Origin of the sequence: Lactobacillus gallinarum, from assembly GCF_002160635.1 — a bacterium.
Classification (GTDB): domain Bacteria; phylum Bacillota; class Bacilli; order Lactobacillales; family Lactobacillaceae; genus Lactobacillus; species Lactobacillus gallinarum.
In genome coordinates, this window is the sequence record NZ_NFKZ01000008.1 from 44,837 (window position 1) to 60,299 (window position 15,463).

Consider the following 15,463-nt stretch of genomic DNA (forward strand, 5'->3'; position numbering starts at 1 on the left):
AATTGTCCTTTATTCAATTTGTGCGATTGCCTCTTCTTCAGTCAGAAGTGGTACTCCCAGTTGCTCAGCTTTATTATACTTAGATCCAGCATCTTTTCCATAAATTACGTAATCAGTTTTACGCGATACAGATCCTGTGACCTTGGCACCTAAAGCCTGCAATTTCTTGGTAAATTCACTTCTTGTATAATGCTCTAATTTACCTGTTAAAACAACGGTTTTATCTTTAAATGGATTATCTGGTGCTGCTTCTGGTTCATCTGCACCTAAGTAGTCCATATTAAGTCCGCTTTCTTTTAATTCTTCAATTAATTTTTGTGCTTCAGGTTGAGCAAAATATGTTGTCATTGATTCTGCAATCGTCATGCCTATTGTATCGATTGAAGCAATATCTTGCACCCCTAGTGACATAATCTTTGTTAGATTTTTAAACTTTTGCGCAATTAAGCGGGCTGCCTTAGCTCCAACATGGTCAATTCCTAAACCAGTAATCAATAATTCAACAGAATTATTTTTGGAATTATTAATTGCCGTTAACAAATTATTGATGGATTTTTCTTTAAAGTGATCAAGTTGGGCAAGATCTTCATTTGTTAAATGATAAAGATCAGCTACATTATGCACTAAGTCCTTAGCAATCAATTGCTTAACAATTTTAGGACCTAAACCTGCAATATTCATGGCAGGACGAGAAGCAAAGTGAGTAATGCCTTCTTCCACTTGAGCTGGACAAGATGGATTAATGCAACGCAAGGCTACTTCATCTTCTAAGTGGACTAATTTTTGCCCGCAGGACGGACAAGTAGTAGGAATTTCATAAGGCACAGAATCTGCTGGTCTCTTTGATAAAACCACTTCAGAAATCTCAGGGATAATATCGCCGGCTTTATGAAGCTTAACGGTATCACCAATCCGAACGCCTTTTTCATTCAAATAATCTGGATTGTGCAGTGAAGCTCTTGCAACGGTTGTCCCTGCCAGTTGGACAGGATCCATGACTGCCGTTGGCGTTACAACACCAGTTCGGCCAACTGTCCAAACGATATCACGCACGATCGTTTCTTGCTCTTCTGGTGGGAACTTATAAGCAATCTCCCAGCGTGGCACCTTCACGGTATTTCCTAATTGCTGTTCAAGACTTAAATCATCAACTTTTAGAACAATTCCATCAATACCATATGTTAGACTATTACGCTTAGCCGTGTATTCGTCGATAAAATTAAACACTTCATCAAGGTTAGCTAATTTGCGACCTGTTTCATTAGTATGAAAACCTAATTCATGCATGCGTTCAATCGCTTGGTGCTGACTGGTAATCTCGCGCGGTGGATTAACCCATGTATAAATAAAAGTACTTAGTTGACGTTTCTTAGTAACCTTAGGATCAAGCTGACGAAGTGAGCCAGCAGCCGCATTACGTGGATTTGCAAAAACGCTCAAGCCTTCTTCTTCACGCTCTTGGTTTAACTTGGCAAAAGCTTCTTTTCCCATATAACATTCGCCGCGAACCTCAGTAGTTAAAGGTTCTGGTAAAACTTGAGGAATATCCGCAATATAACGTGCATTAGCCGTTACATCTTCACCAACATAACCATTACCTCGAGTCGATGCACGAACCAATTTACCATCTTGATATTCAAGTGATAAAGATAAGCCATCGATCTTTAATTCGACATTATATTCCACGGGGTGACCAACCAGCTTTTGCATTCGTTGGTCAAATTCCTTAAGTTCTTCCTTAGAAAAAACATCCCCCATTGAAAGCATAGGAATTGGGTGGTTAACCTTTGTAAAATCACTATCGATTTCTCCACCTACACGCTGAGTGATTGAATCAGGCGTAACAATTTCAGGGAAAGCTTTTTCTAATTCAAGCAAACGGTTGTAATTTTGATCATAAACATTGTCTTCAACTTCAGGCGCATCTTTAGAGTAATACGCATCGGCCCATTCATCTAGCTGGGTTCTAAGAGAAGCTGCTTCTTTTTTAGCTTCATCAAGAGTAATCTTAGCCATTTTTACCTCCTGATTAAAAATCCTTTTATTTTTATCTTTATTATACCTTCTTAATAGGCGCAAAAGCTGCTAGAAGACGCTTAATTCCTTTATCTGGGAAGGCAATATCTAATTCCATATCTTCCCCTGTGCCATTGACTTTGGTTACAACACCGCGGCCCCAAGCTTTATGTTCAACTTGATCGCCAACACTCCAGCCTTTCTTTTCGGCACCTACAGCACCAGAAGCCTTTTTAGCAGTATAAACTTGGGCACGAGCTCGTTCAGCTTTACGCGCAAATGGTGCAGGTTGTGATTGAAAATTAGATTCAATAAAGCTACTTTGAAGTTGATTGCTTTCTTCTTTTTGCAAATCTTTAGGATCAATTTCATCCAAAAATCTTGAAGGTGGATTATTTTGCATACGACCGTACATCATCCGTGAATATGCATTAGTCAAATAAAGTTCCTTCTTAGCTCTAGTAATTCCTACATAAGCTAAACGGCGCTCTTCTTCAAGTTCATTATCATCCATCATTGCTCGCTGCAATGGGAACAACCCATCTTCCATGCCGACCAAGAAAACAACTGGGAATTCTAGACCTTTAGCAGCATGCAAGGTCATTAAAGCAACTTGATTATCATCTTCATCTAAATCATCCTGATCACTCAATAATGAAACTTCTGCCAAGAAGTCACTCAACGGATTTGATTCATCTTCATCGGGTTCATAATGATCATCAAAACGCTTAGTAACTGATAAGAATTCATCCAAGTTCTCTAATCTAGTTTCAGCTTCAATAGTATTTTCCGCTCTTAAAGCATCAGTATATTCAAAGTCAGACAAGATCTTTTCAGTTAAACCAGTTACGCCATGCGTTTGTGCATAAGCTATTGCATCCCTCAATTTTGTGCCAAAATCGCTTAACTTTTTAGCAGCTCTGGTATTAATTGGACTTTCTGCCACATGATCCATGGCATCCAAGGCATTATAGTGATTTTCATCCGCAAATGCCAACAACTTATCCACAGTCGCTGCACCAATACCACGCTTAGGCACATTGATAATACGATTCATGCTCATTGTATCCGCAGGATTTGCGACCAACTTCAAGTAAGCCATAATGTCCTTAATTTCTTTACGGTCGTAGAATTTGTGACCTCCCACGATTTGATAAGGAATATTTGATTTAACAAAAGCTTCTTCGACTGTACGTGATTGGGCGTTAGTTCGATAAAGAATGGCAAAATCTTTGTAAGTGCGTTTTTTAGCTTCTACTTCTTCCTTAATTTTCGAAATAATGTAGTGGGATTCATCATCACCACTTTGAGCTTGATAATAAGTAACCTTGGCACCCTCGCCTTGATCAGTCCATAAATTCTTTGCCTTACGGTTCTGATTATTTTTAATCACTGAGTTTGCGGCTGATAAGATATGACCAGTTGAACGGTAATTCTGTTCTAGCTTAACAGTTCTAACTCCATCAGTTTTGTAATCTTGCTCAAAATTCATGATGTTTTCCATGTTAGCACCACGCCAGCCATAGATTGACTGATCAGCATCCCCAACTACACAAATATTTTTATATTGTGCAGCTAATGCATGACAGAGTTCATACTGAGCTTGGTTAGTATCCTGATATTCATCTACCAAAATGTAACGGAACTTATTTTGATAATAATGAAGAGTATCTGGATCTTTTTTAAATAAAACCAAAGTCTGCATAATCAAATCGTCAAAGTCCATAATTTGATCACGGCGCAGTCTTCTTTGATATTCTTCATATACCTTAGCTGCCATTTTATCAAAAGGTGAACTAGCACTTGCAGCAAAAGCCTTAGGATCAAGCAAGTCGTTCTTTCCATTAGAAATAGCAGACAAAATTCCACGTGGATCGTACATCTTAGGATTAATATTCAAATCCTTTTCAATATGTTTTACCAAAGTCAATTGTTCTGCAGAATCCGCAATAGAAAAGTTATGACTATAGCCAATCTTATCAGCGTCTCTACGCAAAATTCGAACACAAAGGGCGTGGAAAGTCGACATCCAAATATTTTGAGCGGCTGGCCCTAGCAATTTTTGTTCACGCTCACGCATTTCATTAGCCGCCTTATTGGTGAAGGTAATGGCTAAAATATTCCATGGTGCAACTTGATTTTCTTCAACTAAGTAGGCTATTCGTCTAGTTAAAACAGAAGTTTTACCAGAACCTGCCCCAGCAACGACCAACAGTGGTCCTTCTGTAGTTTCAACCGCTTTTTTCTGTTGCGGATTCAAACCGGCTAAGATAGATTTTTCGCTCATTATTGTCCCCTTCACAAAAATAAATTTACTAATGCAACTCGAATATTATACCAAAAAAAGCAGCATTCATTTTGCTGCTTTACTTTTACTTATCATATTTTTCCAAATCAAATTGTTCAATCAAATTAATCAATTTATCCGCATAATCAGGATCGGTAGCGTAGCCATCAGTAACCAAAGCCTTCGCCTGAGTCTTATAGTCTTTAGAAGCTAAGACATGCTTATATTGTTGATGATTCCAAGTCGTTCCATTTTGGAATAGACGCGCATGGGCTCTAATCGATGCCTCATATGAATCATAAATTTGAAAGCGTGCCTTAACAGTGATCCACTTGCCCTTAACATATTCCTTAGTTGTCATCACCGCAGAAGTATTAGGATTAGTTCCCTTCACTCCAAATAAATTATTATATTTTTGTGATAAATCGCTTTGCCCGTAATTACTTTCAAGACAAGCTTGGGCAACAGTAATACTTGGTAATAAATCGTATGATTTATCTACTTCACGGGCAATCGGCCCAATCTTTTTAATAAATGCTTTCTTTTGCCGTAATAATTTTGCGGCTTCTTGTTCACGCTGCAGTTGTGCTTGTCTAATTTGTTCAGATTGAATTGCATATCTTCTGTAGTAATGAAAACCTACATATGCCACTAACAAAATAAACAAAATGATAAACACACGTACAACGGTCTTTACGCTTTTAGGTATCCTTGACTTACGCTTTTTTGCCATAATACTTATTTCCTTTAATTCATTAAGTAAAGTATAACCTATTTTTGTGTAAAAAAAAGAAGTCGCTCACTGCGACTTCTTAATTGGTGCGGGCGAGAAGACTCGAACTTCCACGATCTAAAGCGATCACAAGATCCTTAGTCTTGCGCGTCTGCCATTCCGCCACGCCCGCGGCACATCAACTATAATAGACTAAATCTAAGAGATGTGCAAGGGAAAATTGAAAATAATTTAAATTTATTTATTAGAAACTTTAAAATTTTGCTCTAAACGCAGCTGCCTCTTGCATTTACCGCATCTATACCTTCTAGTATTAATTCGGCGCATACGCGGATAATGCAAGCCGCAATTTTCACAGACATAAATATAATTAAATTTTTTACGCCGACGCAAGCCTATATCGGGTGCATAGCGACTGCCACCTACTTTTTGGAGCAAAATTTTAAAATCACGATCGCGATGATGATAACCACGATGCAATAAATGCAAGTGATAGTGACACAATTCATGCTTAATAATGCCTACCAAATATTCATGATATTGTGGCGCTAAAAAATGCGCATTAATTTCAATATGATGATCATCAAGGTGGTAACGTCCACCTGTTGTCGTCATTCGGCGATTGATTTTTATCTGATGCAAAAATGGTCTATTAAAACATTGCAGAGAAATTTGCTCTATTAAATTTTGTAATTCTACCGAATCCATTTAGCATATCGCCCAGCCTGTTTTGGAGTATTGATATGACGTTTTAAATCCGTTACGATCTTATGCTTAAAAGTATGCTTGCCGTTCATCCAAGTCCCTGTAAAAAGATGGATAGACTTGGAATCTTTGGAAGGATTGCACAATACGCCGTCTGGATAAACATGAATGCCCTCTTTAAGCATTTGTTCTTTATTACCAATTTTTAGACCATATTTATCTATCAAGATGTCAGTAACCGAAATGCTGTTGACTCCTGCCATTTGATTATGAGAATCGAATTCAAAACTGCGATCTTGATAATAATCTAAAATATCTTGCATGAAGGGATGCTTTTTCTCTGCACCAAAAATTGCGGCTGAGAGATAATCTTTGTTCTCAAAGCCAATAAAAGCCTGATCCTTTAACAAAGGAGTTAGATCATCAATTACGCGCACATCGGTATCCAAATAAATACCACCCTGCTCATAAATTGCCCGTGCACGAATATAGTCAGAAACAAAGGCCCATTTTTTAGCCTGATAGGCCTGCTCAATATATTTATTTTCATGCATGTCAAAATTATCTTCATTCCATTCAATGAATTGATAAGCAGGCAGATTTTTCTTCCAGGTCGCAATACATTCTTTAATTATTTTTGACTTAGGATTATGACCTACCCAAACATAATGAATTATTTTTGGTATCATTTTCAACCTCGTTTAAAGAAATTCTTGAGCAGTTTAACAATATCTTCGTTAAAGTCCAACTTAAACAGGAACATCAAGCCCAAATAAATTACGAGCATGATAATTGATTTAACTGCCATATTGAAAAATGCAGATGAAATAAAGTTAGGCATCAGCATCCCTGCAGCTAAGGTAATCAAAGCAATTGCAATATATTTAGGCACATCATGAAAGACATATGTAAATTGATAGCCATCGCGTACTACCCACAGTCTAAGTATCAACACAACAAATTCAGTAATTAAAATGGCGATCATTGCTCCCATCGCACCATATGGACGGTCTAGCACGTAACTTAAAACAATTTCTAAAATCGCTCCAATTACGACCGGAAAAGCATAATCACGGTCCCGACTATTAGCCAGAGCAAACTGATTAGCAAAAACCCCACCGGTTGGAATCATGATAATGGTTAAGGTAAACCAAAACATCAACGGTGTCATTGGAATATATTGATTTCCGAAAAAGAATGGCACGAATTGTTTAGTATTAGCCATAATGATTACTGCAAATAATGTCCCCAACATTACCGTGGCTTCTAGGGACTTCTTCATCACTACCTTTTGTGCTTCTTTTCCTTCACTGGCCATCTTCGGCATGATAACAAGCGAAATACTAGTGATTACGCCTAAGATCATGTTTGAGATTCTTTGCGAATTATCATAAAAAGAAACCTGGGTTGAACTTGAAAAAAGCCCCAAAATTGGTTTATCTAACGATGTATAAATTTGGGTCGCAATCTGCGGAATCATTAGCGTACCAATCGCAATTGCCGTCTTTTTGAACTTATAAAAATGAGCGACTGGCTTGCCTACATAACGGTGAATGTCAAACCAAAAGACAAAGGACCCAAGCATAGTCGAAACCGACATGATTAACAAATACTTCCACAAGTCTGCTGGTGATTTTACCCATAATAAGATCAATACAACGCTGACTAGTTTTACACAAGTATTTTTCAAAACAACTCGGCCGAAGTCGGCTAACCCTTGGAAGAACCATGAGATATCCACTTGTGCAGAAATCAAATATGGCACCATTAATACTAGATAAAACCAATATTGAATATGGAATACTGTAGTAATAAAAACAGTAAAAGCAATAGTAATAATCCCAGCAATCCCCTGGAAATACCATAATCCCCAAAATGCTTTAGTTAAATCTTCAGGTGTACCATACGTCCGTGTTTTTGAAATCGTCCGCATCCCCACATAAGAAACTGACAAAATACAAAAGATCATCAAAAATTGGACTGTGTTATTAACACTACTGTAGATTCCATAAGTTTTTGGCCCTAATACCCTTGAAAGATAGGGTACTGTAATCAGCGGTACTAAAACGATAAAGATCTGATAAACTGCATTATATAAGATATTTAAAAATGTTTTACGCAATACCTTAACCTCGATATTCTTGAGTCATATATTCAAAGACATTTTGACAGTATGAATCACCCTTAGCCTCACTGGTTAAATGCAGCCAGTAAAGACGCCGATTGACAATTTGTTGATTATCAAGATGATCCAAATTATTGATTAATTCCGCTTCTGAATTAACGCAAATACCCGGTGTAATTTCATCATACGGACTAAGCAGAAGTCCACGCGTCTTTTTATATTGCTGTAAGAAGTTAGTGACAAAGACAATCGGTTTATTAAGATGCAGATAATCGAAATAAATCGATGAAAAATCAGTCATCAAGAAATCGGTATCGCCCAAGAGTTCATACAAATCATAATTGTGGTCAAATAAGTAATCATTGTTTAAAAAGGCAATGTTGGAATAATTACTCTTGAAGTTAGCGAATAAGCGCATTTCGTAGGGATGCAATTTCACAATTAAGTATTGGTGTCGCTTAGCTAATTCGGCGTTTAATTTTTCCCCATCGAAGTCTTCAAATGCAAAAAAGTTACCTTCTTTGATTTTATCCATAATCGTCTTATCTTCTAACTCATACCTAAACGTAGGCATGTAAATCCCGATCTGTGCTTCTGAATCAGTAGTGTTAAACAAATCTTTTAATAATTGCTCTTTGCTAATAACAGGCTTATCTAGTAGATCTAGACGAGGAAAGCCTAACTTATGGTACTTTTCAGTTTCGATCGCCATACAGGCGCTCATGAGTGTCTCATACAAATCTGAACTTGAAGCGACGATATCTGCATTCTTATGCCACAATTTTTCATTACGCTTATTATCACGATAGCGAGTATTGTTTGCCATGATCCCCATCCGCTTAAGTGGAACACCGTGCCAAAGCTGAACGTTAATTTGATGCTTGCGTACTTTAAATGGTTGGTGCGTTGTAATGACGTAACGCGCCGCACCGATCTTTTGCCAGGCTTCCCATTTCAAGTGAGATGATGGCCATGGTTCAATCAAGCTGACGTTATATTCGGGATGATTAAGCAATAGCCATTTATAAAAGGCATAGCCATTTGAACCTGACCGACCTGAGCCATTTAAGATAACGATATTATTATTTTCCATCGTCGTAAAATGCGCTCTAAATTTCATCAATGATAAATATAGGCGGAATAAAAAACTTTTCATCTGATAACTTCCTCAAAATAATCTGATTTAAGCATACAAAAAAAGCCTGAGTTTACTCAAGCTTTTTTCGTTTATTTTGGCAAACTTTATCTTTTTCCGGCTCTTCTTTCAAAGAATTTAACAATTTCGACAATCAAAATCATGCACAGCCCGGCAATTAAAACAACTGCCCATTGTGCACCATTAAGTTCAGTGACATCAAAGAATCTAGTCATAAATGGCAATTCAACAGCTGACATCACTAAAGCAGAGATGATGATCGCACCATTGAACCATTTGTTAGAAAAGGTATGTCTTCTAAAAATAGATTGGTGTAAGTACTTTGAATTAATTGCATGGAACAATTGGATCAAGCCTAAAGTCAAGAAAGCCATGGTTAAAGCATCCCCATGCTGCAAAGCTGGATTATCAATATGTGGACCAACATGCAGACCAAACTGGTAAGCACCTAACACTAGGATTCCTTCCAAAATACCTTGATAAATAATTGAGCTAGCTACACCGCCGCTAAAGAAGTTAGACTTTTTACCACGAGGCTTACGCTTCATGATGCCATCTTCAACTGGCTCCACACCTAATGCAATGGCTGGCAAGGTATCAGTAACCAAGTTAATCCAAAGAAGTTGCACTGGGGCTAAGATATCCCAGCCCAGCATCGTCATCATAAAGACAGTTAACACTTCACCGACGTTACAACTCATTAAGTAAAGGATCGCCTTTTGAATATTGCTAAAGACTTTGCGTCCTTGCTTAACTGCTTCAACAATTGTCGCAAAGTTATCATCGGCTAAGACCATATCGGCAGCACCTTTAGACACTTCAGTACCGGTAATTCCCATACCGATCCCGATATCAGCTTGCTTTAAACTTGGAGCGTCGTTAACACCGTCACCAGTCATGGCAACGATCTTATCATTTGCCTGCCATGCCTTCACAATTCTTACTTTATGCTCTGGCGACACACGAGCATAAACGTTATAGTCACCAACATGCTTAGTAAAGTAATCATCGCTTAATTGATCAAGCTGTGCACCAGTCAAAACACGTTCGTCATGTCCTGGCTCTAAGATCCCCAATCTTTCCGCAATCGCTTGAGCCGTTACTTGGTGGTCACCAGTAATCATAACGGTTCTAATACCAGCACTGTGAGCTTCGGCTACGGCAGCTTTTGCTTCAGGCCGTTCTGGATCAATCATGCCAACAAGTCCTGCAAAAATTAAATCCTGTTCCACGTTATCAGTACTTGGATCATCGTAAGTCTGATCAACTATCTTGTAAGCTAGGCCCAAGACACGCAAGGCTTTTTTAGCCATATCTTTGTTAGTTTGTAAAATATCTTGTTTTTGCTCTGCAGTAATTGGTGAAATTTCACCATTAATTTTGACCGAAGTTACGCGCTTAAGTAATTCATCAGGAGCACCCTTAACGGCAACAAAGAACTTATCGCCATACTTATTAACGGTACTCATTAACTTACGTTCTGAATCAAATGGTACTTCTTGCACTCTCTTGTGTTCTTCAAGCAAGTCATGAACATTAATGTTTTGATCAAAAGCATATTGAATCAAAGCCGTTTCGGTAGGATCCCCTAGCAAGTCCCCACCATTTTCAATCTTGGTGTCATTGGCCAAGACCATTGATAATAAGGCCGGATTGTCCTCCTCGATTTCATCATTATCATCATGCAAACTGCCGCGATAAAAAATCTTTTCAACGGTCATCCGGTTTTGGGTCAAAGTACCAGTCTTATCTGAACAAATAATGTCAGTAGCACCTAAAGTTTCAACAGCTGGCAATTTTCTGACGATAGCCTTGTGTTTGGCCATTGTTTGCGTACCTAAAGCCAAAATAATCGTAACAATTGCTGGAAGTCCTTCTGGAATAGCAGCTACGGCAAGTGAAACAGCAACTAAGAACATATCAATCAGCAAAGCATTCATTGGCTCCGTGCCTTGCTTAGTGAACATCCCGACAACAAACACAATCACACAAATAGCCAAAATCATGATCGTCAAGATCTTGCCTAAATGGTTCAAGTTTTCCTTCAAAGGAGTGTCGGTTTCATCGGCATTGTTAAGCATCGTGGCGATCTTACCAACTTCGGTATTCATCCCTGTTCCAACGACAATCCCTTCACCGCGACCATAAGTAACATTGGTACTAGAATAAGCCATGTTAATTCGATCAGCCAAGGCAATGTCATCACCTTGAAGAGTTTCATCGCTTTTATCAACAGGAACCGATTCACCGGTTAAAGCAGCTTCTTCAATTTTTAAGCTATGTGCTCTAATTAACCGCAGATCAGCTGGAACAACATCTCCAGCTTCAAGCAAGACAATATCGCCTGGTACAAGTTCTGTACTTGGAATTTGTACAATAGCATTATCTCGCCGCACATGCGCACTCGGCGTTGCCATCTGCTTTAATGCGTCGATCGCAGCTTCAGAACGTGCCTCTTGAATTACCCCTAAAACAGCGTTCAGAATAACCACGATCATGATAATTGCGGCGTCTGTCCATTCATGGGCAACTACCCCACTAAGAATTGCAGCAATGATCAAAACAATGATCATAAAATCTTTAAATTGATCAACAAAGCGCATGAACATGCTCTTCTTCTTTTTAGAAGCAAGAGAATTCGGACCATACTTTGTTAATCTCTTTTTGGCTTCTTCACTAGACAAGCCAGTGTCGATGGCGGTATTCAAATTCTCAACGACATCGGGAATTGTCTCTGTGTAATATTTTCGAGCCATTTTATTTCATCCTTTCTCATAATAAAAAAGAGACTTACATGCTTGTAGCACATAAGTCTCACAAATTAAGGTAAATCCAGAAGTGATTACTTCGGCTGTTGGATTTACCGCAAGCAAATTGCCGTTACTCCCTTATGATCAAGTTCATTATAAGAAGGTTTTGAATCTTTAACAAGTTTTAGTGAATGATTATTTCTTGTAAAAATCATCAAAAACAGTAACTGGCAAATGACGCTTGTGTTCACTCTTCTTCCATAACTTTTCGATTTGATCAGCTGCTTTATCGCTAACTTCCTTGCCTTCAAGGTAGTCATCGATTTCCTTGTAAGTTACACCCAAAGCAACTTCATCTGGCAAATCTGGCTTTTCTTCTTCAAGGTCAGCTGTAGGAGCCTTTTCATAAAGATGAGCAGGGCAACCTAACTCCTTCAAAAGCATCTTGCCTTGGCGCTTGTCTAAGCGGAACAGTGGAGTTAAGTCAGCGGCACCATCACCAAATTTAGTGTAAAAACCACTAAAGTTTTCAGCAGCATGATCAGTACCAACTACGGCACCCTTGTTAGCACCGGCAATGGCATATTGCACAACCATTCTTTGACGAGCCTTGATATTACCCTTGTTAAAGTCAGTAATCTTTTGGCCACTAGCTTCAACTACTTTCACCATAGCATCTACTGGTTCCTTGATGTTAACAATTAAATCTTGATCAGGCTTTTGAAAAGCTACAGCATCTGCAGCATCACTAGCATCAGCTTGAACGCCGTATGGCAAACGTACAGCGATAAATTGGTAAGAATCATCACCAGTTTCTTCACGCATTTCTTCAATTGCCATTTGGCAAAGCTTACCAGTTAAAGTAGAATCTTGACCACCAGAAATGCCCAACACATATGACTTCAAAAATGGATTAGCCTTTAAATAATCCTTTAAAAAATCAATTGAACGTCTGATTTCTTTTTTAGGATCAATTTCAGGTAAAACATGTTCATAGGCAATAATTTCTTTTTGTAACTCTCTCATCGACCAATGCTTCTTTCTCTAATCTTACGACGAATATCTTGAATAAGATCCATCTTACTCTCATACAAGTTTTGTGATAAATCAACTGGATATTCTTGTGGGTTCAAGCTACGCTTGTATTCATCCCATAAGCCATCCAAATTATCAGCAACAAACTTTTTAATTTCATCAAGGCTAGGTTGATTGTAAACAAGCTTACCTTCCTTAAAGATGTCGTGTAAAAGCGGAATAGCAGTGTAATCAGTAACCACCTTGTTGATGTAAGTATATTGAGGGTGGAACATGAACAATGCGTCAAACTTACGTGGGTCTTCATTATCACGAGATACCCAGTCACCCTCGTTCTTCTTAGCAGTATTGGCACTGATTCGCCATACTTGCTTTTTACCCGGAGTGGATACCTTGATAGCGTTAGAAGAAATCTTCAAAGTATCACGCATTGCATGTACTTCATCTTCCATTGCTACCAACTTGTAAACTGCACCAAGTGCGGGTTGATCGTAGGCGGTAATATATTTGGTACCAATACCCCAAACATCGATTTTTGCACCTTGCATCTTTAAGTTAGTGATTGTATTTTCATCAAGGTCGTTAGAAGCAAAAATCTTGGCATCTGGGTAGCCAGCATCATCTAATTCCTTACGAACTTGCTTAGAAATATAAGCCATGTCGCCTGAATCGATTCGAACGCCCAAGAAGTTGATCTTGTCACCCATTTCATTAGCAACCTTGATAGCGTTAGGCACACCACTGCGAACTGTATCATAAGTATCAACTAAGAAGACGCAGTTCTTATGTGTTTCAGCATATGCTTTAAATGCTTCATATTCGCTGCCAAAGGCTTCAACTAAAGCATGAGCGTGGGTTCCAGAAATCGGAATACCAAACAACTTACCAGCGCGAACATTACTAGTTGAATCAAAACCACCGATGTAAGCCGCACGTGCACCCCAGATAGCTGCGTCAGTTTCTTGGGCACGACGTGAACCGAATTCCATCAAACTATCATCTTTAACTGCCAATCTAATTCTTGCAGCCTTGGTAGCAAGCAAAGTTTGGAAGTTGATGATGTTCAAAATAGCAGTTTCAACTAATTGACATTGAGCAAGAGGACCTTCAACTTGAAGGATTGGTTCGTTCGCAAAAACCAATTCCCCTTCCTTCATTGAACGGATGGTGAGCTTGAGCTTTAAATTGCGCAAATAGTCGATAAAGTCATCATCGTAACCTTCTTGTTCTTTCAAATATTGAAGGTCGCTTTCTTTGAATTTCAAATTTTTCAAATAATCGATGACGTGTTCCAAACCAGCATAAACAGCATAACCGTTGCCGAATGGCTCAGTTCTATAAAAAGCTTCAAAAACAGCATTGCGATCGGCAATCCCTTTCTTGAAGTAGGTATACATCATATTAATTTCGTATAAATCAGTATGCAAAGCGAGTGAATCGTCTTTGTCTAATTCTGGGTAAAACATTGTTTCCCTTTCTGTAATTAAAATTTCATTTTTCATTATTATACAGCCAATACTATCACATTGCTATTTTTGAACTTGATTTTCTTAGACGTTTTTTGACAATGTGTCGTAAACTTTTTGAATTGTCTCTAATTGATTTCTTACAGAAAAGTGTTCTTCCGCATAACGTTTCTCATTATTGGCAATTTGACGCAATTCTTTGTTTGACTTATCTACCGCTTCGCCAATTGCCTTTGCAATCGAATCAATATCACCGGTTTTAGCAATGAAGCCGTATTCTGGCCCAGGAATCATCTTGTGAATATCCCCAACATCTGTGGACAAAATTGGGATTAAATTATCTGTGGCTTCTAAAAGCACAAGTGGAAAACTCTCTGAATATGAAGTAAGAACTGCCAAATCAATTCGCTTATATAAGCCGCTAAGCTGATGATGAGTCATAAAACCGTGAAAGGTTACTTGCGGTGCCATGTCTAATTGTCTGGTCAAAGCCTTTAAAGCCTCAAGCTGACTACCATCTCCTGCAATATGCAAACGAATATGTTGGTCGTCCAGTTTTTTAACAGCTTTTAAAAGCAATTCTTGGCCCTTAACCTTTTCAGTACGGGCAACATTAATAATATTGAAATAAGTATGCTCATATTTAGCGGGAATCTCACTATCGCTGTGGAAAAAGATACCATTATAAATTACATGTACCTTACTTTTATCCACTTGTACTTTATTAATGAGCAGCTGTGCAAAACGATTAGTGACTGCAAAAACACAATCAGCTTTTCTTAGCGCACGCAAATTAAGCTTGGTGAAAATTTTTCCTAAAATGCCACGCTCCTCAAAATCCAAGTAGGGATCTGAATGCACAGTAATGCACCAAGTTGCTTTGATTTTTTTATAAATTAGAGAAAGAAAAAGGTTGGCTCTAGCCCCATGCGTATGCACAATGTCATAATGTCCATTGCTAATAAATTGGGTTAACTTACGTAAACTAGCCAAATCATAACGACTATTAGCACCAAGCACATGGGTAGTAATCCCCTTTGCACGAGCCGCCTGAGCTACAGGACCTTCAGCTAAAGTCAATAATTCAAAATCTTTACCTTCATTTTTGGCTTCAGTTAATAAATTAACAATATGTGATAAACCGCCACCATTTTCAAGACCAGCATTTACATGCAAAACCTTCATCAATT

11 protein-coding genes and 1 tRNA gene are annotated in these 15,463 nt (G+C 38.4%); all 12 read right to left on the minus strand.

The features are described 5' to 3' along the window. Positions 1 to 9: 9 nt before the first annotated feature. A complete protein-coding gene (gene ligA / locus B5E95_RS04715; RefSeq protein WP_087235691.1) occupies positions 10 to 2,016 on the minus strand; it encodes an NAD-dependent DNA ligase LigA in 2,007 nt (668 codons plus the stop codon). 40 nt (positions 2,017 to 2,056) lie between these two features. After that, positions 2,057 to 4,303, minus strand: a complete 2,247-nt coding sequence (pcrA, locus tag B5E95_RS04720) for a DNA helicase PcrA (protein WP_087235692.1) — start codon at positions 4,301 to 4,303, stop codon at positions 2,057 to 2,059. Between the two features lie 85 nt (positions 4,304 to 4,388). Beyond that, on the minus strand, positions 4,389 to 5,036 hold the full coding sequence (locus B5E95_RS04725; protein ID WP_025005407.1) for a glycoside hydrolase family 73 protein: 648 nt from the start codon (positions 5,034 to 5,036) through the stop codon (positions 4,389 to 4,391). An 84-nt stretch (positions 5,037 to 5,120) separates the two neighbouring features. Continuing rightward, positions 5,121 to 5,208, minus strand: a tRNA-Leu gene (locus tag B5E95_RS04730). 65 nt (positions 5,209 to 5,273) lie between these two features. Next, positions 5,274 to 5,744 (minus strand): SprT family protein, encoded by a 471-nt coding sequence (locus B5E95_RS04735; protein ID WP_087235693.1) that lies wholly within the window; start codon positions 5,742 to 5,744, stop codon positions 5,274 to 5,276. Next, positions 5,732 to 6,430: a glycosyltransferase family 32 protein gene (locus B5E95_RS04740; protein WP_087235694.1), complete on the minus strand. Its 699-nt coding sequence runs from the start codon at positions 6,428 to 6,430 to the stop codon at positions 5,732 to 5,734. The genes B5E95_RS04735 and B5E95_RS04740 overlap by 13 nt, the downstream gene beginning before the upstream one ends. A gap of 2 nt (positions 6,431 to 6,432) precedes the next feature. Continuing rightward, positions 6,433 to 7,863 (minus strand): oligosaccharide flippase family protein, encoded by a 1,431-nt coding sequence (locus B5E95_RS04745; RefSeq protein ID WP_087235695.1) that lies wholly within the window; start codon positions 7,861 to 7,863, stop codon positions 6,433 to 6,435. Positions 7,864 to 7,867: 4 nt separating this feature from the next. Further along, complete coding sequence (locus tag B5E95_RS04750) at positions 7,868 to 9,022, minus strand: CDP-glycerol--glycerophosphate glycerophosphotransferase (RefSeq protein ID WP_025005403.1); 1,155 nt, start codon at positions 9,020 to 9,022, stop codon at positions 7,868 to 7,870. 86 nt (positions 9,023 to 9,108) lie between these two features. Next, entirely contained in the window at positions 9,109 to 11,778 is a 2,670-nt protein-coding gene (locus B5E95_RS04755; protein ID WP_087235696.1) for a calcium-translocating P-type ATPase, PMCA-type, read from the minus strand. Between the two features lie 189 nt (positions 11,779 to 11,967). Next, entirely contained in the window at positions 11,968 to 12,798 is an 831-nt protein-coding gene (nadE, locus tag B5E95_RS04760) for an ammonia-dependent NAD(+) synthetase (RefSeq protein WP_087175884.1), read from the minus strand. Next, entirely contained in the window at positions 12,795 to 14,273 is a 1,479-nt protein-coding gene (locus B5E95_RS04765; protein WP_087235697.1) for a nicotinate phosphoribosyltransferase, read from the minus strand. Before B5E95_RS04765 ends, nadE begins: the two co-directional genes overlap by 4 nt. Before the next feature lie 84 nt (positions 14,274 to 14,357). Then, positions 14,358 to 15,458: a glycosyltransferase family 4 protein gene (locus B5E95_RS04770; protein ID WP_087235698.1), complete on the minus strand. Its 1,101-nt coding sequence runs from the start codon at positions 15,456 to 15,458 to the stop codon at positions 14,358 to 14,360. Between the last annotated feature and the right edge of the window lie 5 nt (positions 15,459 to 15,463).